General features: G+C 63.3%; 28 protein-coding genes. 22 read left to right on the forward strand and 6 right to left on the reverse strand.

The window, feature by feature from the left end:
• The 3 genes from JHD73_RS03495 to JHD73_RS03505 all read left to right on the forward strand — a co-directional run.
• A partial coding sequence (locus JHD73_RS03495) for a branched-chain amino acid ABC transporter permease (RefSeq protein ID WP_199027801.1) occupies nucleotides 1–996 on the forward strand: 996 nt, incomplete at its 5' end.
• Between the two features lie 4 nt (nucleotides 997–1,000).
• Entirely contained in the window at nucleotides 1,001–2,827 is a 1,827-nt protein-coding gene (locus tag JHD73_RS03500; protein WP_199027803.1) for an ATP-binding cassette domain-containing protein, read from the forward strand.
• Between the two features lie 11 nt (nucleotides 2,828–2,838).
• Entirely contained in the window at nucleotides 2,839–3,582 is a 744-nt protein-coding gene (locus JHD73_RS03505; RefSeq protein WP_199027805.1) for an ABC transporter ATP-binding protein, read from the forward strand.
• 18 nt (nucleotides 3,583–3,600) lie between these two features.
• Here JHD73_RS03505 and JHD73_RS03510 read toward each other — a convergent pair whose 3' ends face one another.
• Both JHD73_RS03510 and JHD73_RS03515 read right to left on the reverse strand, forming a co-directional pair.
• Complete coding sequence (locus tag JHD73_RS03510; RefSeq protein WP_199027807.1) at nucleotides 3,601–3,939, reverse strand: hypothetical protein; 339 nt, start codon at nucleotides 3,937–3,939, stop codon at nucleotides 3,601–3,603.
• 105 nt (nucleotides 3,940–4,044) lie between these two features.
• Nucleotides 4,045–4,554, reverse strand: coding sequence for a GNAT family N-acetyltransferase (locus JHD73_RS03515; RefSeq protein WP_199027809.1), 510 nt, complete (start codon nucleotides 4,552–4,554; stop codon nucleotides 4,045–4,047).
• A gap of 175 nt (nucleotides 4,555–4,729) precedes the next feature.
• On the opposite strand from JHD73_RS03515, the gene JHD73_RS03520 reads away from it, so the two are divergent.
• A complete protein-coding gene (locus JHD73_RS03520; protein WP_199027811.1) occupies nucleotides 4,730–5,602 on the forward strand; it encodes a D-amino-acid transaminase in 873 nt (290 codons plus the stop codon).
• A gap of 65 nt (nucleotides 5,603–5,667) precedes the next feature.
• A complete protein-coding gene (locus JHD73_RS03525) occupies nucleotides 5,668–6,210 on the forward strand; it encodes a surface-adhesin E family protein (RefSeq protein ID WP_199027813.1) in 543 nt (180 codons plus the stop codon).
• A 36-nt stretch (nucleotides 6,211–6,246) separates the two neighbouring features.
• Here the strand turns inward: JHD73_RS03525 and JHD73_RS03530 are convergent, their stop codons facing one another.
• Nucleotides 6,247–6,444 carry a hypothetical protein gene (locus JHD73_RS03530; RefSeq protein WP_199027815.1) on the reverse strand — a complete coding sequence of 66 codons (198 nt, stop codon included), beginning with the start codon at nucleotides 6,442–6,444 and terminating at the stop codon, nucleotides 6,247–6,249.
• A 347-nt stretch (nucleotides 6,445–6,791) separates the two neighbouring features.
• On the opposite strand from JHD73_RS03530, the gene aspT reads away from it, so the two are divergent.
• Nucleotides 6,792–8,477 (forward strand): aspartate-alanine antiporter, encoded by a 1,686-nt coding sequence (gene aspT / locus JHD73_RS03535; RefSeq protein ID WP_199027817.1) that lies wholly within the window; start codon nucleotides 6,792–6,794, stop codon nucleotides 8,475–8,477.
• Nucleotides 8,478–8,553: 76 nt separating this feature from the next.
• Entirely contained in the window at nucleotides 8,554–10,179 is a 1,626-nt protein-coding gene (locus tag JHD73_RS03540; protein ID WP_199027819.1) for a bifunctional aspartate transaminase/aspartate 4-decarboxylase, read from the forward strand.
• A 13-nt stretch (nucleotides 10,180–10,192) separates the two neighbouring features.
• Here the strand turns inward: JHD73_RS03540 and JHD73_RS03545 are convergent, their stop codons facing one another.
• Complete coding sequence (locus tag JHD73_RS03545) at nucleotides 10,193–11,110, reverse strand: alpha/beta fold hydrolase (RefSeq protein ID WP_368735493.1); 918 nt, start codon at nucleotides 11,108–11,110, stop codon at nucleotides 10,193–10,195.
• A gap of 506 nt (nucleotides 11,111–11,616) precedes the next feature.
• Here JHD73_RS03545 and JHD73_RS03550 point away from each other — a divergent pair.
• The 5 genes from JHD73_RS03550 to JHD73_RS03570 are packed head-to-tail and all read left to right on the forward strand — an operon-like array spanning nucleotide 11,617 to nucleotide 16,174.
• The gene (locus JHD73_RS03550; protein WP_199027900.1) at nucleotides 11,617–12,858 is read left to right on the forward strand and encodes a cytochrome-c peroxidase; all 1,242 of its coding nucleotides are present in this window, start codon (nucleotides 11,617–11,619) and stop codon (nucleotides 12,856–12,858) included.
• A 30-nt stretch (nucleotides 12,859–12,888) separates the two neighbouring features.
• Nucleotides 12,889–14,265, forward strand: a complete 1,377-nt coding sequence (locus JHD73_RS03555) for a porin (RefSeq protein WP_199027823.1) — start codon at nucleotides 12,889–12,891, stop codon at nucleotides 14,263–14,265.
• Nucleotides 14,266–14,311: 46 nt separating this feature from the next.
• The gene (locus tag JHD73_RS03560; RefSeq protein ID WP_199027825.1) at nucleotides 14,312–14,872 is read left to right on the forward strand and encodes an FMN-binding protein; all 561 of its coding nucleotides are present in this window, start codon (nucleotides 14,312–14,314) and stop codon (nucleotides 14,870–14,872) included.
• Nucleotides 14,803–15,663 (forward strand): FAD:protein FMN transferase, encoded by an 861-nt coding sequence (locus JHD73_RS03565; RefSeq protein WP_368735492.1) that lies wholly within the window; start codon nucleotides 14,803–14,805, stop codon nucleotides 15,661–15,663. Before JHD73_RS03560 ends, JHD73_RS03565 begins: the two co-directional genes overlap by 70 nt.
• Before the next feature lie 31 nt (nucleotides 15,664–15,694).
• On the forward strand, nucleotides 15,695–16,174 hold the full coding sequence (locus tag JHD73_RS03570; protein WP_199027827.1) for a hypothetical protein: 480 nt from the start codon (nucleotides 15,695–15,697) through the stop codon (nucleotides 16,172–16,174).
• Nucleotides 16,175–16,177: 3 nt separating this feature from the next.
• Here the strand turns inward: JHD73_RS03570 and JHD73_RS03575 are convergent, their stop codons facing one another.
• On the reverse strand, nucleotides 16,178–17,086 hold the full coding sequence (locus JHD73_RS03575) for a LysR family transcriptional regulator (protein ID WP_199027829.1): 909 nt from the start codon (nucleotides 17,084–17,086) through the stop codon (nucleotides 16,178–16,180).
• 108 nt (nucleotides 17,087–17,194) lie between these two features.
• On the opposite strand from JHD73_RS03575, the gene JHD73_RS03580 reads away from it, so the two are divergent.
• From JHD73_RS03580 to JHD73_RS03590, 3 genes are all read left to right on the forward strand, one after another.
• Nucleotides 17,195–17,434: a DUF2798 domain-containing protein gene (locus JHD73_RS03580; protein WP_199027831.1), complete on the forward strand. Its 240-nt coding sequence runs from the start codon at nucleotides 17,195–17,197 to the stop codon at nucleotides 17,432–17,434.
• A gap of 435 nt (nucleotides 17,435–17,869) precedes the next feature.
• Nucleotides 17,870–18,337, forward strand: a complete 468-nt coding sequence (locus tag JHD73_RS03585) for a GNAT family N-acetyltransferase (RefSeq protein WP_199027833.1) — start codon at nucleotides 17,870–17,872, stop codon at nucleotides 18,335–18,337.
• A gap of 151 nt (nucleotides 18,338–18,488) precedes the next feature.
• Nucleotides 18,489–18,965 carry a nuclear transport factor 2 family protein gene (locus JHD73_RS03590; RefSeq protein ID WP_199027835.1) on the forward strand — a complete coding sequence of 159 codons (477 nt, stop codon included), beginning with the start codon at nucleotides 18,489–18,491 and terminating at the stop codon, nucleotides 18,963–18,965.
• Between the two features lie 12 nt (nucleotides 18,966–18,977).
• Here the strand turns inward: JHD73_RS03590 and JHD73_RS03595 are convergent, their stop codons facing one another.
• Nucleotides 18,978–19,394, reverse strand: a complete 417-nt coding sequence (locus JHD73_RS03595) for an AraC family transcriptional regulator (protein WP_316681986.1) — start codon at nucleotides 19,392–19,394, stop codon at nucleotides 18,978–18,980.
• 93 nt (nucleotides 19,395–19,487) lie between these two features.
• Between JHD73_RS03595 and JHD73_RS03600 the strand changes: the two genes are divergently transcribed.
• From JHD73_RS03600 to JHD73_RS03630, 7 genes are all read left to right on the forward strand, one after another.
• Nucleotides 19,488–20,054: a TetR/AcrR family transcriptional regulator gene (locus JHD73_RS03600; RefSeq protein ID WP_199027837.1), complete on the forward strand. Its 567-nt coding sequence runs from the start codon at nucleotides 19,488–19,490 to the stop codon at nucleotides 20,052–20,054.
• Nucleotides 20,055–20,252: 198 nt separating this feature from the next.
• The gene (locus JHD73_RS03605; RefSeq protein ID WP_199027839.1) at nucleotides 20,253–20,558 is read left to right on the forward strand and encodes a recombinase-like helix-turn-helix domain-containing protein; all 306 of its coding nucleotides are present in this window, start codon (nucleotides 20,253–20,255) and stop codon (nucleotides 20,556–20,558) included.
• 71 nt (nucleotides 20,559–20,629) lie between these two features.
• Nucleotides 20,630–21,697 (forward strand): aromatic ring-hydroxylating dioxygenase subunit alpha, encoded by a 1,068-nt coding sequence (locus JHD73_RS03610; protein WP_199027841.1) that lies wholly within the window; start codon nucleotides 20,630–20,632, stop codon nucleotides 21,695–21,697.
• Nucleotides 21,690–22,463, forward strand: a complete 774-nt coding sequence (locus tag JHD73_RS03615; protein WP_199027843.1) for an SDR family oxidoreductase — start codon at nucleotides 21,690–21,692, stop codon at nucleotides 22,461–22,463. Before JHD73_RS03610 ends, JHD73_RS03615 begins: the two co-directional genes overlap by 8 nt.
• A gap of 40 nt (nucleotides 22,464–22,503) precedes the next feature.
• Nucleotides 22,504–23,040, forward strand: coding sequence for a cupin domain-containing protein (locus JHD73_RS03620; RefSeq protein ID WP_199027845.1), 537 nt, complete (start codon nucleotides 22,504–22,506; stop codon nucleotides 23,038–23,040).
• 4 nt (nucleotides 23,041–23,044) lie between these two features.
• A complete protein-coding gene (locus JHD73_RS03625) occupies nucleotides 23,045–23,947 on the forward strand; it encodes an alpha/beta fold hydrolase (RefSeq protein ID WP_199027847.1) in 903 nt (300 codons plus the stop codon).
• A gap of 12 nt (nucleotides 23,948–23,959) precedes the next feature.
• Nucleotides 23,960–24,787, forward strand: a complete 828-nt coding sequence (locus JHD73_RS03630; protein WP_199027849.1) for an IclR family transcriptional regulator — start codon at nucleotides 23,960–23,962, stop codon at nucleotides 24,785–24,787.

Below are 24,787 nucleotides of genomic sequence, written 5' to 3' on the forward strand. Positions count from 1 at the left end.
TACGCGCTCCTGGCATTGGCGCTCGTACTGGTGTTTTCGGTCACGCGCGTGATCTTCATCCCGCAGGGGGAGTTCGTCGCCTATGGCGCGCTCACGCTGGCGGCCATTCAGGCAAACAAGGCGCCGCTGTCTGCGTCGATGCTCGTTGTCCTCGGTGTGCTGACCTTTCTCGTCGAGATGGGCCGCACGCTGTTGCAACCCGAACTACGCCTGCATGCGTTGCGCACGGGTGCGATCTACGCGGGCAAGTACTTGGTCTTTCCGCTGGCGGTGTACGCCGCAGCCAGCATGCTTGCGCCAATGACGTTGCCGATGGCCGTGCAGGTGGCGCTCGCGCTGCTCATCGTCATTCCGATGGGGCCCATGATCTACCGCCTAGCCTACGAGCCGTTGGCCGAAGCGAGCACCCTGGTGCTGCTGATCGTCTCGGTGGGGGTGCACTTTGCGATGGTGGGGCTGGGTCTCGTGATGTTCGGCGCGGAAGGCTCGCGTACCGATGCCTTCTCGGATGCGCGCTTCGATCTGGGCGCGCTCTCGGTGTCAGGCCAGAGCCTGTGGGTGGTGGCGGTGTCGCTGCTGATGATTGTGGGGCTGTACTTCTACTTTGGACGTACGGTGTCGGGCAAGGCGTTGCGTGCCACGGCCGTGAACCGGTTGGGGGCGCGGCTGGTTGGCATCGGCACCACGCAAGCCGGCCGCTTGGCCTTTACGCTGGCCGCGGCACTGGGCGCGCTGTGCGGCGTTCTGATCGCGCCGCTCACCACGGTCTACTACGAGTCTGGTTTCCTGATCGGCCTGAAGGGGTTCGTGGGTGCCATCGTGGGCGGGCTGGTCAGCTATCCGGTGGCTGCTCTGGGCGCGCTGCTGGTGGGATTGCTGGAGTCGTACTCATCGTTCTGGGCATCGGCGTTCAAGGAGGTGATTGTGTTCACGCTGATCATCCCCGTGCTGCTGTGGCGGTCGCTCACCACCAAGCACGTCGAAGAAGAGGAATAAGCCGATGACCACGCTCACCAAATCTTCCGACCAGGCTGGCCAGCGCGGCTGGCTCTCGCGCAACCGCGTGCTGACCGCCGTGTTTGTGGTTGTGTTGGCGCTGATCCCCGTGGTGCCCACGCCCGAGTTCTGGATCACGCTGTTGAATTACATCGGGCTCTATAGCCTTGTCGCGCTGGGTCTTGTGCTGCTCACGGGGGTCGGCGGGCTGACCTCGTTTGGGCAGGCAGCGTTTGTTGGCCTGGGTGCGTACAGCACGGCATATCTGACGACGCAGTACGGGTTGTCTCCGTGGCTTGGCTTACTCGCGGGGCTGGTCATCACGATGGTTTGCGCCTATGTGATCGGGCTCATCACGATGCGCATGTCGGGTCACTACCTGCCGCTGGCGACGATTGCCTGGGGGTTGTCGTTGTTTTTCCTGTTCGGCAATCTGGAGTTTCTGGGCAAGTACGACGGGCTGAACGGCATTCCCGTGCTGAACTTGCTTGGCAAGCCATTGCAGACCGGGCGCGAGATGTTCTACCTGATCTGGGCGGTCGTGGTGGTGGCGGTGCTGGCGGTGCAGAACCTGCTGAACTCGCGCCCGGGCCGTGCCATTCGCGCGCTCAAGGGGGGCGGCACGATGGCCGAGGCGATGGGCGTGAACACGGCGTGGATGAAGGTGGTGATCTTCGTGTTTGCGGCAGTGCTGGCGTGCATCTCAGGCTTTCTTTATGCACACCTGCAGCGCGCGGTGAACCCGACGCCGTTTGGCCTGAACTATGGCATCGAATACCTGTTCATGGCGGTGGTCGGTGGTGTTGGCCACGTGTGGGGTGCGGTGCTCGGTGCGGGTTTGCTGACCATCCTCAAGGACAGCCTGCAGAGCATTCTGCCGCGTCTGCTGGGCTCCAACGGCAACTTCGAGATCATCGTGTTCGGCGTGCTGCTGGTGTTGCTGCTGCAGTACGCGCGTGACGGTGTGTGGCCGTTCATCCGCAAACTGTTTCCCTCTGCGCCGACAGCTCGCGCGCCGGACGAGGCACCGGAGCTGCCGCTGCGCGAGAAGCCGAAAGCGGGTGAGTTGATTCTCGACGTACGTGCCGCGCGCAAGGAGTTCGGTGGCCTCGTTGCCGTGAACGATGTCAGCTTCCAGGTCAGGGCCGGCGAGATCATCGGCCTGATCGGCCCGAACGGCGCCGGCAAGTCGACTACCTTCAACCTTGTTACCGGCGTCCTGCCCGTCACGCGCGGCGAGGTGCTTTACCGAGGCGAACAGATCAGTGGCAAGCCCTCGCGCGAGATCGTCAAGCGCGGCATCGGCCGTACCTTCCAGCATGTGCAGCTGCTGTCTGGCATGACGGTGCTCGAGAACGTGGCGCTCGGCGCCCACCTGCGTGGTGATTTCGCGGCGCAGGGTGGGGTGCTTGCTAGCGTGGTGCGCATGAACCAGGCTGAAGAGCAGAAGCTGCTGTTCGAAGCGCGCCGCCAGCTGGAGCGTGTGGGCTTGGCTGATTGCATGTATCAGGAAGCCGGCAGCCTGGCACTTGGCCAGCAACGGATTCTGGAGATCGCCCGCGCGCTGTGCTGCGACCCGGCACTGCTGCTGCTTGACGAACCCGCAGCCGGCCTGCGTTACAAGGAGAAGCAGGCCCTGGCCGCACTGCTCACCAAGTTGAAGGCGGAGGGCATGAGCGTGCTGCTGGTCGAGCACGACATGGACTTTGTCATGAACCTGACCGATCGGCTTGTCGTGATGGAGTTCGGCACCAAGATCGCCGAAGGGCTGCCGCAGGAAGTGCAGCAAAACCCGGCAGTACTTGAAGCCTATCTGGGCGGCGTGGAATAAGGAGAACGCGCATGTCGATCATTCTCGAAGTGAAGGACCTGCACGTCCGCTACGGCAAGGTGGAAGCGCTGCACGGCGCGAACCTGAAGGTGGAAGCGGGGCAGATCGTCACCGTCATTGGCCCGAACGGCGCGGGCAAATCGACCATGCTGGGCGCCATCATGGGCGCGCTGCCGACCACGGGGTCGGCCAACGGCGTGGTTTCGTATCTCGGTCATAACCTGACCGGGCTACCGGTGGAGAAGCGCGTGGCGCGCGGCATGTGCCTCGTGCCGGAAAAGCGCGAACTGTTTGCCACCATGAGCGTGGAAGACAACCTTGTGCTCGGCGCCTACCGTCGCAAGCGCGCGGGTGAACGTAACTATCTCGACCAGATGGACGTGGTCTACGACCTCTTCCCGCGCCTGAAGGAGCGCCGTGTGCAGGAAGCTGGCACGCTCTCCGGCGGCGAGCGCCAGATGCTGGCCGTGGGGCGTGCGCTGATGGCCAAGCCGCAGTTGCTGATGCTGGACGAGCCGAGCCTTGGCCTTGCGCCGCTCATCGTGAAAGAGATCTTCCACATCATCAGCGACCTGCGCAAAACCGGCGTGGCGACGCTGCTGATCGAACAGAACGCGCGCGCTGCCCTGCAGGTGGCCGACTACGGCTATGTGCTGGAAACCGGGGGCATGACGCTCGAAGGCCCAGCGCAGGAACTGGCCGTCAACCCGCGCGTGATCGAGACCTACCTGGGACTGGCAAAGAAGGCGGCTTGATCGCCGCCGAGAGCGAAATCAATCGTCGTCGTGATAGCGATGGTGCTTGCGCCATTCGCGCTCACGCCAGCGCTGCTCGCGCCACTGCTGTTCCTGCCATGCGCGGGCACGCGGGTCTTCGTAGTAGCCGGGCGGCGCAACCACCACCGGCTGCGGTGCCACATAGACAGGTGGTGCGTAGTAAGCGGGCGGCGGAACCGGTGCGTAGACGGGGGCAGGCGCATAGACCGGCGCGGGTGCGACGTACACCGGCCCCGGCACGCCAATGCCGATATCGACATTGACTCGGGCCAGGACGGCCTGGGACGACAGCGCCGCAATAGCGGCCAGCGCATACAGCGCCAAGTTCTTATGCATGTGGGAATTCCTCAAGACGGCCGCACTGTATTCGAACCGAGCGCGAGCAGTCTTACAGAAGATATACGAGCGTTACGAATTGTAACGGAGTGACGAGGCGGGCGCTCAGGACAATGGGCGCTCCATCAACTCGGCGTCGTCGCCGTAGATGGTGCGCAATGCCGCCAGCTGTGTGCTGTCAATGTCGGCGGATTGGTAGCCGAGACGGCGCCAGAAGGCATCGGCGCCTTGCACTGCTACCAGGCGTGATTGGCGCAGGCCCTGTGCCTGGGCGCTGGTGCACGCGGTTGCGTACAGTCGCTCGCCGAGGCACTGGCCGCGGCCTGCCGGTGCAATCGCCATGTCATGCACAAACCAGAGTACGTCCGCTGCATCTGCCGCCGGCAGTGGTACGTGCAGTTTGGGCGGCGCCCATGCGTGCCATGCATGTGAGAGCAGGTAGCCGACCACCGCTGCGCCATCCAGCGCGACCAGGCACATGGCCGGGCTGCGCGCCCAGCGGCTGGCGAGGGCATCGCCAGGCTCCAGGAACCCATCCCCGTAACACGCCCGCTGCACGGCCAGAATGCCAGGCAGATCGGTATCGGCTACAGGTCGGATGATGAGGTCGGACATGGCGGGCGAGGGGGCGGGAAGCATCCGGAAAACCCGCAAGTTTACCGGACGCTTCTGGCGCCTCATGCCGTTTGCGCATAACCCGGGCGCAAAACGTTATTCGCGGTGTGGCCCACGTATGCTTTAGATTCCTTGGCAGGGCAGTCCCGCCCGCCTTGAATCTCTTCCTCCCAGCATGTCCCGAATCGTCTTCCTGAACGGCCAATATGTGCCCGCCGCCGAGGCTACCGTCTCCATCATGGACCGTGGTTTCACCTTTGCCGATGGCATTTACGAAGTGACCGCCGTCGCGCGCGGCAAGCTTGTCGACAGCGATGCGCACCTCGCGCGCCTGACGCGCTCGCTATCCGCGATCGACATCGAGAACCCATACACCGAGGCTGAATGGACACGCGTGTGCGAAGAGCTGGTGGCACGCAATGGTCTGGACGAGGGTGTCGTCTACATGCAGGTTACGCGCGGCGTGGCCGAGCGCGACTTTGGCATTCCCGCCAAGATCACGCCGACAGCCGTGGCTTTTACGCAAGTCAAAACCATTGTCGACAGCCCGCTCGCGCGCAAGGGTGCGACCGTGGTGACGGTGCCGGACTTGCGCTGGAAGCGCTGTGATATCAAGAGCGTCGGCCTGCTGCCGCAGGTGATGGCCAAGCAGATGGCCGCCGCCGCTGGCGCCCACGAAGCCTGGATGACCGATGGCGACCGCGTGACCGAAGGCGCGTCGTCCACGGCGTTCATCATCACCGCAGACAAGCGCCTGATCACGCGCCCGCTGTCGAATGCCGTTCTGCCGGGCATCACCCGCGTGTCAATCATGGCGCTGGCGCGTGAGCATGGCCTGACGCTGGAGGAGCGCACCTTCACCGTGCAGGAAGCCCAACAGGCGGCCGAGGCGTTCTACACCAGCGCATCGACGTTCGTGATGCCGGTGGCTTCCATTGATGGCGTCAAGATCGGTAACGGCCAGCCGGGCCCGCTGACGCAGGCGCTGCGCACGCTGTATCTGCGGTTTGCCGGTATTGACGCAGCCGAACCCGTCGACCAGATGTGACGAGAACGGTTGGGCCGACGCGGTAGAATCGCCCGCTCAGTTTTTGCAGCAAGGCGAGACCACCCATGAAGACAGGAGGCTGGCGCCCGCAACGCGCCATTGCAGCAACCCTATTGGTTGTTGCACAGTGGGCAGCAATGCCCGTGTTTGCTCAAACTGACTCCACGTCGGCGGCTGCGCCGGCCGTGTCCGCAAGCCCTGCCGCATCCGCAGCGCCCGAGCGCGCCAGCGACGATGATCGCTGGCGCCGCTTCGTAGGCGCCACTGGCGTGGTGTCATACGTCGACAAGCAATCGGTCAAGCCGCAGGTCGAGGCGCAAGCCGGCACGCCCACCGTCCATTTCAAGCTGTTGCGCAACGTCCTACCCGATTTCACGATCAAGACGTCAGACGGCCAGCCGATCCGTTCTTCGGTCAAGCAGGTGGTGCTCGACTGCGCGCAGCGCACCTACACGGTGATTGCGCAGACGCTCTACCGCACGCGTAATGCCGGTGGCAACCCTCTGTACCAGATCCGCTACGGTGAAGACGCGCAAAGCCGCTCGCTTCGCGAGGGCAGCGTGTTCGACTGGATTGCGGGACGTTTCTGCTCAGTGCAGTCGCACTGATATACGAAAGCGCACAGGCAGCGTTGATGCGCTGCCTCAGACCTGCACTTCTTCCTCGCGGCCCCGCGCGTAGGGCTGTCGCTCCTGCTCAAGCTCCGGATATCGGTTTGAGGCGAAGCCCATGGCGGCTTCGTACGATCCGAACTGATTCGATTCTTCGGCCACGCCGTCGTTGACCAGAATCGCGTACCACTTCCCGTAGAGCGGTCCGTAGACCACCACTTTGCTTTTCATCGTCTTGTCCCTGTCTTTTGTATCGATGACCGGGCGTCGCGGTTTGCGCGAAGCCGGCGGCTCGGGCTGTCCGGGCGCCAGGTCGTGGCGGGCCGTCAGCGATGTTATTGATGGACGATGATTGCAGCGAGATGCAGGCACGTCAACGTTTGCGTTGGGCGCAATCTTCTAATGCAAAACACGAAATCTGTGCTGTGGCAGTTAAATTTTGTGAAATTGACATCACCGATGTGTAGCTTCTAAGGTCCACGAGCGTGTTGTGCGCCGCACGGTGTGGCGCACCATGTGATGTCTGTTTGTTTGGTCAATCAGACAAGTCCGTAAGACCTTCCGGAGAGTCGCTGCCAATGGATTGGATTCACACCGTGTTCAAAAGCGTGCCGGAGACGGCGCTCTTTCTGTCGCTTGCCGTTGGCTACGCGGTCGGCAAGATCAATTTCGGCAAGTTTCAGATCGGCGGCGTGGGCGGATCGCTGCTTGCCGCGGTGCTGATCAGCCAGTTTGGCGTGACGATCGATTCTGGCGTGAAGAGCATCATGTTCGCGCTCTTCATTTACGCGGTCGGCTACGAAAGCGGGCCGCAGTTCTTTAGCTCCCTCAATCGCAGCACGCTGCGCGAGATCGCCATGGCGGTGTTTCTTGCGGTGAGCGGCCTGGTCACCATACTTGTCTGCGGCAAGTTGTTCGGCTTCGACAAGGGGCTGACTGCAGGCATTGCGGCGGGCGGCATGACTCAGTCGGCCGTCATCGGCACGGCGGGCGATGCCCTGTCACGCATGGGCTTGCCGGCCGATGAGGTGGCACACCTGCAGTCGAACGTGGCCATTGGCTATGCGGTGACATACGTGTTCGGCAGCCTGGGCGCCATCATCATGTGCGTGAACATTCTGCCGCGCCTGATGGGGCGTGAGCTGCGCGACGATGCCAAGAAAGCCGAGCTTGAAATGGCCGGCGGCAAGCGCCCGCTGGAGCAGGGCGAGGTGGCCTCGTTGCCGGCGCTGGTCGGGCGCGTGTACGACGTGACCACGGGCGCGGGCAAGACTGTGGCGGAAGTCGAAACCACGCTGGACGACGGCATCACCATCGAGCGCATCTTGCGCGACGGCGAGGAAATCGCCATCGAGCCGAAGTTGAAGCTGCAACACGCTGATCGCGTCTTGCTGATCGGCCGTCGCGAAGCCGCCGCCAGGGCCTGGACGCTGCTGGGCGACGAGTCCGCCATGTCTTCCGACATGGACCAGCCGCTGCAGGTGCGCGACGTCGTGTTCACGCGCAAGGGTGCGAGCCACAAGACGCTGGGCGAGTTGAAGGCACAGGCCACCCGTGACATGAAGCACGGCGTGTACATCGCGCGCATCACGCGCATGGGCAAGGCTGTACCGCTGCTGGACGGCACCATCATGCTGCACGGTGATGTCGTCACGCTGCACGGGGCGCCGTCCGACATCAAGCGCGCGTCTGCCGAAGTCGGCTATCCCGTGCCGCCCGGCGACAAGACGGACTTCGTTTATCTCGGTCTGGGCGTGCTGGTCGGCTTGCTGATCGGTACGCTGGTGGCGAAGGTAGGCGGTATTCCGCTCACGCTGGGCAGCGGCGGCGGGGCGCTGCTCTCGGGGCTGGTGTTTGGCTGGCTGCGCGGCAAGCACCCGACCTTCGGCCAGTTGCCGAATGCGGCATCGCAAATCCTCAAGGACATGGGCTTGGCCGCCTTTGTGGCGTGCGTGGGCCTGGGCTCCGGCGCGCAGGCGTGGGCGACGCTGCAGAAGAGCGGCGTGTCGATCTTCATTGCCGGCGTGATCGTCACGATGGTGCCGTTGATCCTGACCTACCTGTTTGGCCGTTATGTGCTCCGTTACGACAACGTTGCCGTGCTGGCGGGGGCACTGTCGGGCGCGCGTTCGGCCAACCCCGCCTTTGGTGGCGTGCTTGAGAAGGCCGAGAGCAGCGTGCCGACCATTCCCTTTGCCATTACCTACGCACTGGCGAACGTGCTGCTGACCTTGCTTGGTCCGCTTGTGATCGCCTTTGCCTGAGCCTCTCGTCTCTCATCGGCCTGCCCATGCGTGGCGGGCTGCCGCTTCGCCAACGCCGCATCCACTGGAACCTGCGATGACTACCAATCCGACGCAAAAATCCAAGGAGCTGGAAGCCCTTGGGCAACTGAGCCCGTTTGAACTGAAGGACGTCCTGATCCAGCTCGCGCAGAGCGATTCGCAACGCATCATGCTCAATGCCGGGCGCGGCAATCCGAATTTTCTGGCATTGGAGCCGCGCCATGGGTTCTTCCAGCTTGGCCTGTTCGCGCTGGAGGAGTCCGAGCGCTCGTTCTCGTACCTGGCCGAGAAGATTGGTGGAATCCCGACCAAGCAAGGTTTTGAGGCCCGCTTTGAAAGCTTTGCACGCCGCAACGCAGAGGTGCCCGGCGTGAAGTTTCTGCATCACGCGGTGTCGTACGTACGCGATCAGCTTGGCCTTTCCGCCGAGGATTTTCTGGCGGAGATGGTAAACGGCATTCTCGGCTGCAACTATCCGGTGCCCGATCGCATGCTGAAGGTCAGTGAGCAGATTGCCGCGCGGTACCTGAAGCAGGAAATGATCGGCAGTGCGCCGTTCGTCGGCCAGTTTGATTTGTTTGCGGTGGAGGGCGGCACGGCCGCGATGACCTACCTCTTCAGTACGCTCAAGGAAAACTTCCTGCTCAATGCCGGCGACAAGATTGCGCTGGGCATGCCGATCTTTACGCCGTACATCGAGATTCCGGAGCTCAATAGCTTTCAGCTTGTCGAGGTCAAGCTCAATGCCGATCCCTTCAATGGCTGGCAATACACCGACGAAGAACTCGACAAGCTGCGTGATCCGAGCGTGAAGGCGTTCTTCCTCGTCAACCCGAGCAACCCGCCGTCAGTCAAGATCTCCAAGGATGGCCTGAAGAAGCTCAAGGCCATCGTGGACGAGCGGCACAAGGCCGGCAACGACCTCATCATCCTCACCGACGACGTGTACGGCACGTTTGCGGACGACTTTGTGTCGCTGTTTGCGGTGGCCCCGTACAACACGATCCTCGTGTATTCGTACTCCAAGTACTTCGGCGCCACGGGCTGGCGGCTGGGTACCATCGCCACGCACGAGAAGAATGTGCTGGACGACAAGCTGGCCGCGCTGCCTGAAGACAAGCGCAAGATCCTGCACCAGCGCTATGCGTCCATCACGACCGAACCCGATCAGCTCAAGTTCATTGATCGCCTGGTGGCGGACAGCCGTACCGTGGCGTTGAACCACACGGCAGGCCTGTCGACGCCGCAACAGGTGCAGATGGCACTGTTCTCGCTGTATGCACTCATGGATCAGCCGGATGCTTACAAGGCCGCGGTCAAGCGCCTCGTGCGCGGGCGCAAGGCTGCCCTGTACCAGGCCATCGGCATCGAGTGCGATGCAGACGAGAATGACGTCGCGTACTACAACATCCTGGATGCCGAAGTGGTGGGCCGAAAGACCTACGGCGAGGCGTTCGTGCAATGGTTCAAGACCAAGACCAAACCGGCGGATGTGCTGTTCCGCCTGGCCAAGGAGAGCGGCGTGGTGCTGCTGCCCGGCAATGGATTTGGTGCACTCAACCCGTCGGTGCGCGTGTCGCTGGCCAACTTGAACGAGCCTGACTACATCCGCATCGGTGCTACGTTGCAGCGCTTGCTGGAGGAATATCACCAGCGCTGGCTGGATGAGGGCGGCAAGTAACGCGTTTGCAGGATCAGGCCGGCACCAACGTGCCGGCCACGCGTGCGCGCTGCAGTGCGGTGGTTTCGTTGCCCGATTCCGCGAAGTCGGCAAAACGACGAACGCAGTCCGCCACCCAGTCGGGCCGGCGTAGCGGCAGCCAGTGGCCGGCGTCGATCTCGTGCCGCCAGTAGTGTGATACCCAGGCCTCCACGGCGCGCGTGACGGCGGGGCTCACGTAGCGATCCCGCGTCGGCACGATCAACTGCACGGGGGCATGCGGCGCACGTGCCTGCGGGCGAGCCAGTCGCTCGCGAAAATTGGCGCGGTACATCCGAACACCATTGCACGCATCGCGCACCAGCGATGGCCGTTGCTCCGCACCGCGTATGCCTTCCGTCTTGCGCAGCCACCACGGCCACGCGCGCGCCATCCACAGTCGCCACGACCATTCCGGCACCAGCGGCAGGTGGAAAACCCCCACGTACCACGACTGCACCCGCTGCTTCCACACCGCGCGCTTTGCCGCCCAGGTGCCGGTGTCGAGCTGAGCCCGCATCCAGTGGCCGACGTGGTCCAGGCACGGTCCTGAGATCGACGTGTATGACGCGATGCGCCCGCGCAGGCGGTCGGTCGTCACCGATTCCCAGCTGTGGATGGAGCCCCAGTCATGCCCGACCAGGTGGAAGCGCTCGCCGGGCAGCAGCGCATTGGCGACGGCTGCGAGGTCATCGACGAACTGCGGGATGCGGTAGCCGGTGGTGTCGGCCGGCGCATCGGATAAGCCAGCGCCGCGCACATCGAAGGTGATGACGCGACTATGGCGCGCCAGTGCATCGCGCACGCCATCCCAGACGGAGCTGTCGTCCGGATACCCATGCACGAGAACGATGGCGGGGCGCTGCCGCGCGGCGTCATCCCGAGGCTGCGTCAGGCGTGCATGCAAGCGCACGTCGCCTGAGTGCACGACGTGGGACGACCGCCGAATGGATGGAGGAAGACCACGTGTCTGGGGCGAATCCGGATGCGCATCTGAGCGCGAGGGGGCGGCTGGCGTGGGCATCGGCGGGTCTCCATGTCGATCAAAGGGTGACATTGATCAATGGCATGGTGGGGCCCATATCGCGGTTTGACAATGCGCAACTTCACTGACGTTGCGTGTGCGCACCGCCACAAACGCCATAGATTTCCACGAAAAAGTCCCATAGAATGCGAACGCGAATTGTTCCTATTACCATTAATTGAGCGGCCTGCGTGAGCCGACAAGCCGCCGAGATCAGGGAAATGCAAGAAAAAAAAGAACATGGAGGAGACGGCGCGCGCGCCCGTCTGTTGGCGTGCGTCTCGTGGCGTGCAATGTGGATGGCAACCTGCGCTGCATTGGTGACGGCCTGCGGCGGTGGAGATGGCGGGAGCAGCACCTCAACCGGCACACCGGCAGCCAATGGCCTGTCGCCGATGGCGCAGGTAGGCAAGCAGATCTTTTTTGATCAGGCGCTCTCTGCCTCTGGCAAGCAGTCGTGCGCGTCGTGCCACGATCCGGCTCGCGGGTTTACTGACCCGAACAACCTGGCTGTTTCGTTTGGCGGCCCGAACCATGATCTGCCGGGCCTGCGCAATGCGCCGTCGCTGAACTACGCGTCGTACACGCCCAACTTCAAGATTGATGCGTCCGGTAAGGCGTCCGGCGGCTTTTTCCGCGATGGCCGTTCGCCGTCATTGGCGGACCAGGCGCAGCAGCCGTTCACCAACGAGTTCGAGATGGCCAACGCGTCGAATGACGACGTGGTCAAAATCCTGCTGACGCGCCCGTACATCGACCAGTTGACCGCGGTCTTCACCAAGGCTGGCATCCAGGACACCGCAACGGCCATGCAGAGCGTCGGCCGGGCGCTTGCGGCGTATCAATCGGAAGACCCGAGCTTCCATACGTTTGATAGCAAGTACGACGCGTACCTCGCTGGCAAGGCCACCCTGACGGATGCCGAGACGCGCGGCCTGCTGCTGTTCAACAACCCGACCAAGGGCAACTGCAACGCGTGCCACATCTCGTCGAGAACGGGGACGACGCCCGCGCTGTTCACTGACTTCACTTACGACAACGTCGGCATCCCGCGCAACTGGAGCATTGCCGCCAACCTGGAAGGCACCACGCTGCCTTACGTGCCAAAGAACGGCGCAGCGCTGGGTGACCCGAACTACAGCTACTACGACCTCGGCATCTGTGGCCCACTGCGCACGGACTTCCGCGTGGGTGGCTCGACCTGCGGCAAGTTCAAGGTACCCACGCTGCGCAACATCGCGCTGACCGGGCCGTACTTCCACAACGGCGTGTTCCAGACGCTGGACCAGGTGGTCGCCTGGTATGTCACGCGCGATACCGATCCCGGCCGCTGGTACGTCAAGGCTGACGGCACGCCCGACGTGCCCTACAACGATCTGCCGGTCGCCTTCGATGCCAACGTGAACGTGGCGGAAGTGCCATACAACCCGACTGTGGCGCCGTCGATGACGAACCAGGAGATGAGCGATCTCGTGCATTTCCTGTGCACGCTCACGGATGGGTTTGATCCGGCCAACCCATCTGCCTACAACGTGCCGGCACAATGCGGCTCTACCGCGGCAAGCGTGGGCGCGGCCCGTATCCAGACCGTTTCTGCCAGCGGAGCCACGCTGGTCAAGACGGCAATCCACAAATAAATCGATTCAAAGACCAGGGAGCGTCACAGCATGAAACGAACCGCGTTGTCGGCCGCCGCCGCCATTGCGCTGATGGGGGCTGGCGCAGCCAATGCCGCCACCACGGCGCAACTCGAACAGAAACTCGATGCGATGGCCGCGCAAATTGAAGCGCTCAAGGCCGAGCTGAAGGAAGTGAAAGCGCAGAACACGACGCTGGCCACGCAGCAGCAAACGCAGGCCAAGGCCCAGGCGCAGCAAACGGCTGCCCTGCAAGACGTGCAGCAGACCGTGCAGACGGCGCAGCTGGCTTCGACCAAGCCGTCACCGCTGGACAACCTCACGCTGTGGGGCTACGGCGAGGTCTACTACAACCGTCCGACCCGCCGCTCCCAAGACACCACGATGGACTTGGCCCGTGCAGTGTTTGGCATCGGCTACAAGTTCAACGACAAGACGCGCTTCAACTCCGAGTTCGAGGTTGAACATGGCGTCACATCGTCGTCGGACGTAGGCGAGTTCGAAGTCGAACAGTTCTATATCGACCACAAGCTGACCGACAAGATTGGCCTGAACGCCGGTCTGTTCCTGATCCCGGCGGGCTTCATCAACCGCAATCACGAGCCGACCAACTTCTACGGCGTGAACCGCAATTTTGTGGAAACGCTGATCATCCCGAGCACCTGGCGTGAAGGCGGTCTGGCGTTGTATGGCGATACCGACTTCGGCCTGAACTGGAACGTGGGCCTGACCACGGGTCTGGATCTGGCCAAGTGGAACTTCAACCCGGAGAACCCGCTGTTCACCTCTGCGCTGCAGATGCAGAACAACGCCATCGCCCCGATGCAGCAATCGCACCAGGAGCTGGGGCTGGCCAACGCGAAGAACCTGTCGCAGTACGTGGCGCTCAACTACAGCGGTATTCCGGGCGTGACGCTGGGCGGCTCGGTCTTCACCGGCAAGAGCAGCCGTTCGAGCCTCGAAGCCGCGCTGCCTGAGCAACGCGCCACGCTGTATGAAGCACATGCCCGTTGGACGCCGGGCAAGTGGGATCTGTCTGCTCTGTATGCTCGTGGTACGTTCAGCAACACGGCTGCCGCCAACCAGTTGAACCCGGGCGCAGCCAACCCGATGCCGGCGGCGTTCTACGGCTGGTATGCACAGGCGGCCTACAACGTGTGGCAGAAGGGCGACTACCGCTTTGCGCCGTTCGTCCGCTACGAGCGTTACAACATGGCGGAGAAGTACGAAGGCCTGGTGCCGGGCTTCACGATGCCTTCTGGCTGGCCGTCGCTATCCGACACGGTCTACACCGTGGGCGCGAACTTCTACCTGAACCCGAACGTGGTGTTCAAGATCGACTACCAGCGCTTTGCCAAGAACCGCGATTTCTCGCGCGTGGATCTGGGCCTGGGCGTGTCGTTCTAAGCGTCGATAGATCTGAACATCTGCAGAACCGAAGGAGGCGCAAGCCATGCGTTATCAGCCAGTGCCCATCGTTCTCGTGTGTGCCGCCGCCATCGGCGCGCCGGGCGTGGTCGTCACGAACGCCTTTGCCGCGGACTACATGACCGCGGCCGAGGCCCAGAAATCGATCTTTCCCGATGCCACCAGCTTTGAGCCGGTGGTGCTTGCGCTGTCTGCCGACCAACTTAAACAGTTGGCCGATCGCGCCGGCGGCCCGGCCAAGCCCGGTGTCTGGCGTGTGTGGCAAGCCAGGCAAGGTGATAAGGCGATCGGCTATGTCGTGACCGATGCGGTCATCGGCAAGTTCGAGCTGATCAACTACGCCGTGGGTTTGAATGCGGCGGGCGAGATCACCGGCGTCGAGATTCTCTCGTACCGCGAAAGCCATGGCTACGAAGTCCGTAACAAGCCGTGGCGCGCACAGTTCCTGGGCAAGTCGGCCAAGTCGGCGCTGCGCGTTGGGGATGACATCAACAACATCAGCGGGGCGACGCTGTCGTGCACGCACCTGACCGACGGCATCCGCCGCATTGCGGTGATGGCGCAGCTGGCGCTGGTCAAGGGCTGACGCACGCCATGGCGGCGGTTGTCTGCCGGCGCGCACGGCCATTGCTTGGCACGTTGGTGGATGTGCAGGCTGAAGGACCAGGCGCGCAGGCAGCCGTGGCGGCGGCATTCGATGAGATTGCCGCCGTGCATGCGTTGTTGAGCTTTCACGCGCCACACAGCGAGTTGCAGGTGATCAACCGTGGCGTGCCCGGTGCACGGCTGCTGGTCGATCATCGAACCCTTGCTGTACTGCGCCTTGCCGCCACGCTGTATGACGCGTCCGCGCACGCCTTCGACTGCCGTGTCGGCACACCTGAACAGTTGGCCGACATGCGCTTTCCTATCGCGGTCGACGGCGACGTGCTGTTCAAGCAGACGAAGGCATCGATGGACCTGGGCGGCATCGCCAAGGGCTATGCCGTGGATCGCGCCATCGAAGTGATGCAGGCGCATGAGATCGAACGCGCTGTCGTCAATGCCGGTGGTGACTTGCGCCACGATGGTGTGCGGCCGATGGTGGTACAGGTGCGTGACCCACGCAACGCGGCGCATGTTGCCATGATGGTGACACTCGATAACGCGGCGCTCGCCAGTTCCACTGCGGGTGGTTTGGGTGCGCATGCAGGCAGCGTGTCACGCATTCACGATGCCCATCGCGCCCATCTGCCTGCGCTTGCCGGAGCGACCGTGCAGGCGCCGACCTGCATGCTGGCCGATGCGCTGACCAAGATCGTGCTTGCCATGGGTGATGCTGCGCAGCCACTGCTGGATCGGTACAGCGCAACGGTGGCCCTATACTCGCCCATTTAGCTCGCCGGATTACCCGGTTGCCCAGTCCGTCATGTCCGCTTCTCCCCGTTTTTCTCATCATCTGCGCGAAAGCGCCTTCCGCCTCAGCCGCCGTCGGCGCTGGATGGTGTATGGCGTGTTTGCCGTGCTGCTGGTGACAGGGCTGGTCTGGCTGGCGCTGCATTTTTGGGATGACGGCAGCGAGGGCGGCATGCTGGCGTTGGCGTGGAGCATGAAGCTGCACGGCGCAGCCGCCATGGCGGGGTTGTATCTGCTCGGCATGCTGTGGGGGCCGCATATCCGCAATGCATGGGTGCGACGGCGCAATCGCGCGGCGGGCGCGGTGTTTGGAGCGCTCACTGCCGTGCTGGTGGTGACGGGCTATGCGCTGTACTACGTCAACGGCGAACTGCCGCGCCAGAGTGCAGAGATCCTGCACTGGGTGGCCGGCGTGGTGGTGTGCATCGCCTTGTGGGTACACATCGTGATCGGGCGGCGCAAGCGCCGTGCGTTGGCGACCTTCCAGATGTGAGGGTCAGGCGGGCAACCCCGGCCCGTCTTGCAACAGCGGGTTGGCCGCTGCGAATTCAGCCAGATGCTCCAGCAGTGCGCGCACCTTGCGCGGCAATTGTTGCTGTGGCCACACCGCATAGATGGTGCGCTGTGGCGTGCGCCATTCAGGCAGCACGCGTACCAGCCGGCCTGCTTCCAACGCAGCATGGCACAGCGTGCGCGGGCAATACAGCAGACCCTGTCCTGCCTCTGCCAGCGACGCCGCCAACTCGATATCGTTCACATCGCATTGCCCTTGCGGCTGCATCTCGATGGTCTCCTTGCCATCGGGCGAGGTGAAGCGCCAAGTGGAAATGGGGGACGCCACCAGCAGCCGATGCGCCTCCAGTTGGTGCGGATGCGCTGGCGCACCGTGCTCGGCCAGATACGTGGGCGAGGCCACCAGCACAATGCCGATCACCCCCAGCCGGCGTTGCCGCAGCTTGGGGTCGTCCTGTTGGCCCACGCGGATGGCAAGGTCCGCGCCATGCCGCCAGACATCTTCATTGCGGTTGCTCAGCGACAGCTCCAGGCGGATCTCCGGCCATGCCGCCATGAAGCTCGCATAAGCCGGCCCCAGCAGCCCGCGTGACAGATTCAGCGGCGCCAGTACGCGCAGGGTGCCTTTGACCTGGTTGAGGTCGTCGTCGAGCGTTGCCGTGGCTTGTGTGAGTGCGGTCAGCAATGGGCGGCACTGCTCGTAGTAGAGCAGGCCCTCCGGTGTGGGCTTCAGGCTGCGGGCGCTGCGCAGCAGGAGCTGGCAGCCGAGGGTGGCCTCCAGCTTCTGAAGGCGCCGCGTGAGGGTGGCCGCAGGCAGGTTGGCGTGGCGCGCCGCGGCTTGCAGGCTGCCGTGGTCCACGATGGAAACGAAGAGGGCCAGATCGTCAAACATGATTCCATTTCCGGAATTTAAGTTTTAATAAACGTCTATGGTTTCTTGAAATGCTGTTGTCTAGCATACCGTCAATCACATTTGATGGCTTTGCAAAGGAGAACCGCCATGTCGATGCCTACTCGCCTTCGTGTCACGTTTGCCTGGCTGATGTCCGGCCTCATGTCGCTCTTGATGACGGGCTGGATTGGTTGGATCAACGCCGGCTTCAGCGCAGACTTTCTCGCTCGCTGGGCGCATGCTTTCGTGCTGGCTTGGCCGGCGGCGTTCACCATCGTGCTGATCGCTGCGCCGACAGTGCAACGTCTGACGCAACGTCTGCTGATGCCGGAAGCGGTTCAGCCCTGAAAAGAAAAAGGCCCGCCAGGAGGGCCAGCGGGCCGGAAGGTTGACAGCAGGAAAGACCGATCAAAATCGGTGTGATACCAAGCTGGCGGCACGCGAAGCCCCGATCGTAATGCCGCCAACCCTATACGCAAGACAGCGCAGACACGGCAACCTTCGGTTGGGCCAGCGGCGCGGATTCCCCAATCACGCCAAGCGCCCACCCTTGCCGCGCGTTGCTGCCAGGCGCGTCTACCTGACACCCGACCGACTCCGCCTTATGCAGCAGCGGAAAGCATCGCCAAGCAGTGGCCGGACTGTAGGGCCTGCGCGCTTTCGCGAAACTTTCGAGGGCCCTTAGGACTTACCCGCATGGGTGCTGTTGCCGCGTGTCCGGGCACGCGCGAACCCTCAGGATCCGCTGGCAAAATGGCCGTCTCACCACACCGACGGCCTACCATGCCTGCACCCGCCGAGCTGCTGATCCGCCCCATCCGCCAGGAAGACTTTGCCGCGTGGAAGCCGCTCTGGGATGGCTACAACGCCTTCTACGGCCGCGCGGGCGACACCGCCTTGCCTGAGTTCGTTACGCAGACGACGTGGCAGCGTTTCTTTGACGAGCATGAACCCGTGTACGCCATGGTTGCCGAGCGCGATGGCGTGCTGCTGGGCATTGTGCATTTCCTCTTCCACCGCAGCACGACGCAGGTGCAGATGACGTGCTATCTGCAGGATCTGTTCACGGTGGAGGCAGCGCGCGGGCAGGGCGTGGGTCGTGCGCTGATCGAGGCGGTCTACCGCCGTGCAGCGGAGGCGGGTTTGCCGCGTGTTTATTGGCAGACCCATGAGACCAATGTGACCGCCATGCGGCTGTACGACACGATGGCAGAAAAGTCGGGCTTTGTTGTGTATCGAAAATTCCTGTAGCCCGAACAGAGTGAGAGGCGGGCACGCCAATCGTGCGTTCCCGCAAAGCACCGTGCGATCTTGGTATCGGTACGCACAGCAGGTCGGCAGACTGTGTTCACGCCGCGGCAGTGCCATGCCAGCGGCGCAATCGATCGCACAGGAGTGTCCAATGTCTGCCAACGAAGTCCGCCCACCCGTTCCGCCGTTCACGCTGGAGTCGGCTACCCAAAAAGTCCGCCTCGCCGAGGACGGCTGGAACAGCCGCAACCCCGAGAAGGTCGCACTGGCCTATACGCCGGACAGCCAATGGCGCAACCGTGCCGAGTTCGTCACCGGCCGCGAGCAGATCGTCGCCTTCCTCACGCGCAAGTGGCAGAAGGAACTCGACTACCGCCTGATCAAAGAGCTTTGGGCATTCGGCGGCAATCGCATCGGTGTCCGCTTTGCTTACGAATGGCACGACGATTCCGGCAATTGGTATCGCTCGTACGGCAACGAGAATTGGGAGTTTGATGCGCATGGCGTGATGCAGCGCCGCTACGCGTGCATCAACGATGCGCCGATCAGGGAGGCTGACCGCAAGTTCTTCTGGCCACTGGGCCGTCGGCCCGATGATCACGCGGGCTTGTCCGACCTTGGGTTGTAACTCCGTGGTCGACTAGCCGTGCATCCCGTCGAGCGCGCGGCGCCGCCAGATCGACGGGCTGTCACCAGCGAGCCGCTTGAATACGGTTGAGAAATGCGCCTGGCTCTGGAAGCCGACAGACAGCGCAATCTCCACGACGGCCGTCTCGGCCCGCATGAGCAGGACTTGGGCACGCGCAATGCGCCGCTGGAGCAGGTAGTCGTGGGGGCGCACACCCATTGCCGCTCTGAATTGTGCGGCGAAGTGCATGCGCGTGAGGCCCGCGGCGCGCGCGACATCTTCCAGTCGTATCGGCTCACTCAGGTTGGCTTCGATGTAAGTTGTTGCCAGCCTCAAGCGCCACAGCGGCAATGGCGACGGCGCCGGCCGAACACGCAGTGGCGGCGCGGTGCAGCAATCGGCAAGCGTGGCGGTTGATGTGGCGGTCACGAAGTTGGCATGAGACAGATCTGTCTACATGATTGGGTAGACAGGTCTGTCTGTCAACACCATACTGCGATCATCCCACCTGAAGGCACCGAGATGATCAAGGCTACCGAAACCCTCTCCGCTCGCGAGCGCGTCATGGAAACGGCCGAGCGCCTGTTTCTGCAGGAGGGCTTTCGTGCCACTGGTATTGACCGGATCATTGCCGAGTCTGGCGTGGCCAAGATGTCGTTGTACCGGCATTTCCCCTCCAAGAACGACTTGATTGCCGCATTCCTGGATGCGCGGCACGCACGCTGGATGGCGTGGTTCAGAGAAGAAACGGAGGCGCGCCTGGTCAAGCGCCCCGAGTTGGATGTGTTGGCCGACGTGCTGGCAAGCTGGTTCTCAGCCGACACCTATCGCGGCTGCGCCTTCATCAACCTGGTGGCGGAATCTGGTGCAGAGACTGGCGATGCGCAACTGGTGGAGAAGGCCGTGGCGCACAAGGCAGAACTTGGCGCTTATCTGACTGAACTGGCGCGCCGCCTGGACTATCCACGCCCGAAGGCGATCGCCGAAGAGGCGTTGCTGTGCGTGGAGGGGATGATCGTGCGCTATCAGATGACCGGCGACCGTGCGGTCGTCGATGCCGGGCGTCGGTTGCTGGCCCGACTCCGCTAAGGACGGACTCGGCTAAGACCCGCGCCGAGCGCGCCATCCGGCTGATCAGCCGGCTTCAGGCGCACAACTTTTTCACAAAAGCATAGGGTAATCCCGCATCTTCGATTTTGAAGACGCGGTCTATAGTTGCACCTGTGTTCCAGATATTAACAGACGTTTCATAGGTAAAACAACCGAAACGTGATGGAGTCGACAAAAATGCAGCCGCAATTCAACCCAGACCTCGCTCCGTGGGAGCCGATTTCTCCGAACAACGTCGCAGGCAAGGGCCGTGTCGAGCGCCCGGGCCACGTCGCCAATCTGGTGTGGCAGACGCGTGCTGCTGCGCCGACCGCCTATGAAAACCAGCTGGCCGATTCGCTGGAGGCGGCGTTCCTGGGTGGTGCGCAAACGCCGGCCGACATCGTCGCCGTGCTGAACGAGCGCGGCCCACGCAACGCTGCCGGTGGCGAAGTCTGGACGGAAGACGCGTTCCTGGCCGAAATGCGCCGCCTGGGCGCCTGATCTCCACACACGATTCGACGCCGTATTGCCCGCAGAGGCAGCCGGCGCAACCCCATCAAGCGAGGCAAGCAATGGAAAGCAACAAGGAAGCGCAGAAGGAAGCGCGCATCAACACGGGTCTGCGCAACTACTGGTATCCGGTGGCGGCATCGTGGAACGTGAAGAACGCGCCAGTGGGCATCACCCGCCTGAGCCAGAACATCGTGCTGTGGCGTGATACCGCCGGTCAGGTGCATGCACTGGAAGACCGCTGCCCGCACCGCGGCGCGCGCCTGTCGATGGGCTGGAACCTGGGCGACCACGTGGCCTGCTGGTACCACGGTGTCGAGGTGAACGGCCAGGGCACGGTCGCGAGCGTGCCGGCAGTCGATAGCTGCCCCATGGAGGGCAAGACCTGCGTGCGTAGCTACCCGGTGCAGGAACGTGCCGGTGCCATCTTCCTGTGGTTTGGCGACAAGGCTCCGTCGGAATATGACGACGCCGTCGGCACGTTGCGCCTGCCCGAAGAGCTGACCAATGAAGAGCACAGCCACTTCCTCTGCTTCGCGCACTGGAACGTCAACTACCGCTACGCCATCGACAACGTCATGGACCCGATGCACGGTGCCTACCTGCACGCGGTGTCGCATTCGATGGCCAGCGGCGAGAAAAAGGCCGTGATGGAAGTGCTGGAAACGGAGCACGGCATCATGTTCCAGAAGACCGGCCAGCGCGGCGTGAACTTCGATTGGACCGAGTTTGGCGAGACCGGCACGATGTGGCTGCGCCTGTCGATTCCGTATCAGCCGAAGGTTGGCCCGGGTGGCCCGTTCACCATCATCGGCATCACCACACCGGTGGATGAAGAGCATTGCATCGTCTATTTCTGGCGCACGCGCCACGTGCAAGGCTGGGAGCGCGATGTGTGGCGCTTCCTGTACCGCAACCGTCTGGAAGGCCTGCACTGGGACGTGCTCGAGCAGGACCGCGTGGTGCTTGAATCGATGGCACCTGAGGCGCGCGACCACGAGACGCTGTACCAGCACGACATCGGCATCACGCGTATCCGCCGTTTGCTGGCACGCCGCGCTGCCGCCGAACTGGCCGACGCGCCGGTCGCCATGCTCAAGCCCATCGCTTCGGAAGCCCAACATGCCTGAGCGCAATCCAGCCACCGGACTGCTGGCCGGCCGCAAGGTGCTCGTGACGGGCGCGGCACGCGGACTGGGTCTGGCGTTTGCCAAGTCCATCGCCGAAGCCGGTGGCGCGGTCGCGCTGGCTGACATTCTGGGTGAGCGTGTGCAAGAAGAGGCCGCAGCACTGCGTGCGGCTGGCTTCGAAGCTCATGGTTTTGCGCTCGACTTGGGTGACCCCGCTTCGATCCAGGCCTGCGCCGCCGCGGCTGCGCAGGCACTGGGTGGTCTTGACGGCCTCGTCAACAACGCGGCCATCACCAACTCGGGCGGGCGCGATGCCTCGTCCATTGACATCGACACCTGGGACCGCGTGATGAACGTCAACGTGCGCGGCACCTGGTTGATGACGACGGCCTGCCTGCCGGCGCTCAAGGCGTCGGGCCGTGGCGCCATCGTCAACCTGTCGTCGGACACGCCACTGTGGGGCGCCCCGAACCTGCTGGCCTATGTGGCCAGCAAGAGCGCCGTCATCGGCATGACCAAGTCATTGGCGCGCGAATGCGGCGCAGATGGCATCACCGTCAACGCCATCGCCCCGGGCCTGACGCTGGTGGAAGCCACCGAATACGTGCCGGCGCACCGGCATGCGCTGTACCGCGATCAGCGTGCCATCTCGCGCGATCAGGTGCCCGACGATGTCTGCGGCGCCGTGCTGTTCGCGCTGTCCGATCTCTCCCGATTCGTGACGGGCCAGACACTGGCCGTCAACGGCGGTTTTGTCATGCAGTAACGCAGTCACGTAACCAAACACCATTGAGAAGAGGTATTCGATGAGCGATCTCTCCGAACAACAGCAAGTGCAGCGCACGTGGGACCGCCCGGAAGGCGCGTCGTTTGAAGACTGGATGAACAGCCGCGTGGCGCGCTTCGCCACCCGCCGCTACGACTGGGACGCCCTCAAGTTCCAGGCCGACTACGACCCGAAATACCGCCGTGCGCAAATGCGCTACCTCGGCACGGGCGGCACGGGCGTCGCGGCCGACACAAACACGGTGCCGTCTGAACACTTCACGTTTTCGACCATGGTCATCCCGGCTGGCCACGAAGGCCCGCCGCACCTGCACATCGATGTGGAAGAGGTGTTCTTCGTCATCCGCGGCAAGCTCAAGCTGGTCCTGGAGAAGGACGGCGAGCGCTTTGAGACGATCCTGACGGATCGTGATCTGGTCTCGGTGCCGCCGGGCGTGTACCGCGAAGAAATCAACATCGGCGATGAAGATGCGCTGATGTGCGTGATGCTCGGCGCCAAGAAGCCGATCACGCCCACGTATCCGCCCGAGCACCCGCTCGCCAAGATCAAGCGTTGATGCCATGAACGCGCAGGCTGTCATGTCTTCCCCCCCATTCCGCGTTGTCGACGCGCTTGCCGTGCTCGGCGCCGAGTTTGCCGAACACACCGTCGCGATCAACGAGCAAGGCGATCGCATCGGCTACCGGCAATGGGGCGAGCGCGGGCCGGTGGTGGTGCTGTTGCACGGCATCAGCTCCAGCGCCGCATCGTGGCTGCCTTGCGCGCAAGTTCTTTCGCAAACCATGCGTGTGTTCGCGTGGGATGCACCGGGTTACGGTAACTCCACGCCGCTGGAACAAGCCGAGCCGCGCGCTGCCGACTATGCGGTGCGCTTGCAGGCGTGGCTCTCGGTGTTGCAGGTGAAGCCTGGCGCGATCGTCGGGCATTCGCTGGGTGCGCTGATGGCCTCGGCGTATGTGGCCGAAGCGCCGGCAGCGATGCAGGCGAAGTGCCTGTTGCTCCTGAACCCTGCGCAAGGCTACGGCCAACCGGGCCAGGAAGAAAAATCCCGCACGGTGCAGGCACAGCGTCTAGCAACGCTCGGCCAGCTTGGCATTGATGGCATGGCGGAATCGCGCCACGCACATCTGCTGCGCCCGAATGCCTCCGACGAAGAGCGCGCATGGGTGCACTGGAACATGAAGCGCCTGAACGATGGCGGCTATCGCCAGGCCGTGGCGATGCTCAGCGGCGACGACATCGGCGCCTATCTGCGCAAGCGCCCGGCATCGACACCTGCCCGCGTGGCCTGTGGCGATGTTGACGGCATCACGCCGCCGCAAGGCTGTGCAGCCCTGGCTGAGACCTTCGGCCTGCCGTTTGCGCTCGTGCCGTCTGCCGGGCATGCCTCCTATATCGATGCGCCTGATGCCGTTGCTGGCTGGATCGAACAAGCCGTCCTCTCCCATTCCCGAAACGCGTAAGCGCCAACACGTATGAGCAACGACCTCATCTCAGAAGACGTGCAGGAAAAGTACATCGTGCCCGGGCTCGAACGCGGCCTGCGCCTGCTGTGCGAGTTCAGCCACAAAGACCGCGTGCTGTCTGCGCCGGAACTGGCGCGCCGACTTAAGGTGCCGCGCTCGACAGTGTTCCGCCTGCTCACCACGCTTGAAGTGATGGGCTTCGTGGAGCGCGTCGACGGTGGCCGTGATTTCCGCCTCGGCATGGCCGTGCTGCGCCTGGGCTTTGAATACCTCGCCTCGCTGGAGTTGACCGAGCTGGGCCGTCCGCTGCTCGACCGCCTGCGCGACGACATCCACTATCCGTGCAACCTCGTGGTGCGCGATGGCCGCTCTATCGTCTACGTGGCGAAATCGGTGGCGCCCACGCCGTTCACGAGCTCCGTCAATGTTGGCACGCGCTTGCCTGCGCATGCCACGGTGCTGGGCCGCGTGCTGTTGGCGGATCTGTCGCTGGCTGAGTTGCGCCAGCTCTATCCGGAGCCACAGCTGGAGGTGTTCTCCGCCAACACGCCACGCACGGTGGAAGAACTGTTTGAAATGGTCCAGCGTGATCGCGAACACGGTTACGTGCTGCAAGAGGGCTTCTTCGAGGCCAACATCTCCACGATTGCCGCCCCCGTGCTGGACCGCGGCGGCAAGGTGGTGGCCGCGCTCGGCACGACGATCCCGTCACCGCGCATCGAGCCTGCACAGCTGGATTCGATGATCGACAAGGTGCGCGCCGCCGCCGGTGAGCTGTCGTACCTGCTGGACTACCGCCCCGCTAGCGGCAAGGTCGTCAACCTGTTCCGGGAATGA

It is taken from the genome of Ralstonia sp. ASV6 (genome assembly GCF_016429285.1).
In the GTDB taxonomy this organism is placed as follows: Bacteria; Pseudomonadota; Gammaproteobacteria; order Burkholderiales; family Burkholderiaceae; genus Ralstonia; species Ralstonia flaminis.

Coding starts and splice junctions, on each gene's coding strand:
- JHD73_RS03500 (WP_199027803.1), top strand. CDS start 1,001: ATGACCACGCTCACCAAATCTTCCGACCAGGCTGGCCAGCGCGGCTGG.
- JHD73_RS03505 (WP_199027805.1), top strand. CDS start 2,839: ATGTCGATCATTCTCGAAGTGAAGGACCTGCACGTCCGCTACGGCAAG.
- JHD73_RS03510 (WP_199027807.1), bottom strand. CDS start 3,939: ATGCATAAGAACTTGGCGCTGTATGCGCTGGCCGCTATTGCGGCGCTG.
- JHD73_RS03515 (WP_199027809.1), bottom strand. CDS start 4,554: ATGTCCGACCTCATCATCCGACCTGTAGCCGATACCGATCTGCCTGGC.
- JHD73_RS03520 (WP_199027811.1), top strand. CDS start 4,730: ATGTCCCGAATCGTCTTCCTGAACGGCCAATATGTGCCCGCCGCCGAG.
- JHD73_RS03525 (WP_199027813.1), top strand. CDS start 5,668: ATGAAGACAGGAGGCTGGCGCCCGCAACGCGCCATTGCAGCAACCCTA.
- JHD73_RS03530 (WP_199027815.1), bottom strand. CDS start 6,444: ATGAAAAGCAAAGTGGTGGTCTACGGACCGCTCTACGGGAAGTGGTAC.
- aspT (WP_199027817.1), top strand. CDS start 6,792: ATGGATTGGATTCACACCGTGTTCAAAAGCGTGCCGGAGACGGCGCTC.
- JHD73_RS03540 (WP_199027819.1), top strand. CDS start 8,554: ATGACTACCAATCCGACGCAAAAATCCAAGGAGCTGGAAGCCCTTGGG.
- JHD73_RS03550 (WP_199027900.1), top strand. CDS start 11,617: ATGGCGCAGGTAGGCAAGCAGATCTTTTTTGATCAGGCGCTCTCTGCC.
- JHD73_RS03555 (WP_199027823.1), top strand. CDS start 12,889: ATGAAACGAACCGCGTTGTCGGCCGCCGCCGCCATTGCGCTGATGGGG.
- JHD73_RS03560 (WP_199027825.1), top strand. CDS start 14,312: ATGCGTTATCAGCCAGTGCCCATCGTTCTCGTGTGTGCCGCCGCCATC.
- JHD73_RS03570 (WP_199027827.1), top strand. CDS start 15,695: ATGTCCGCTTCTCCCCGTTTTTCTCATCATCTGCGCGAAAGCGCCTTC.
- JHD73_RS03575 (WP_199027829.1), bottom strand. CDS start 17,086: ATGTTTGACGATCTGGCCCTCTTCGTTTCCATCGTGGACCACGGCAGC.
- JHD73_RS03580 (WP_199027831.1), top strand. CDS start 17,195: ATGTCGATGCCTACTCGCCTTCGTGTCACGTTTGCCTGGCTGATGTCC.
- JHD73_RS03585 (WP_199027833.1), top strand. CDS start 17,870: ATGCCTGCACCCGCCGAGCTGCTGATCCGCCCCATCCGCCAGGAAGAC.
- JHD73_RS03590 (WP_199027835.1), top strand. CDS start 18,489: ATGTCTGCCAACGAAGTCCGCCCACCCGTTCCGCCGTTCACGCTGGAG.
- JHD73_RS03600 (WP_199027837.1), top strand. CDS start 19,488: ATGATCAAGGCTACCGAAACCCTCTCCGCTCGCGAGCGCGTCATGGAA.
- JHD73_RS03605 (WP_199027839.1), top strand. CDS start 20,253: ATGCAGCCGCAATTCAACCCAGACCTCGCTCCGTGGGAGCCGATTTCT.
- JHD73_RS03610 (WP_199027841.1), top strand. CDS start 20,630: ATGGAAAGCAACAAGGAAGCGCAGAAGGAAGCGCGCATCAACACGGGT.
- JHD73_RS03615 (WP_199027843.1), top strand. CDS start 21,690: ATGCCTGAGCGCAATCCAGCCACCGGACTGCTGGCCGGCCGCAAGGTG.
- JHD73_RS03620 (WP_199027845.1), top strand. CDS start 22,504: ATGAGCGATCTCTCCGAACAACAGCAAGTGCAGCGCACGTGGGACCGC.
- JHD73_RS03625 (WP_199027847.1), top strand. CDS start 23,045: ATGAACGCGCAGGCTGTCATGTCTTCCCCCCCATTCCGCGTTGTCGAC.
- JHD73_RS03630 (WP_199027849.1), top strand. CDS start 23,960: ATGAGCAACGACCTCATCTCAGAAGACGTGCAGGAAAAGTACATCGTG.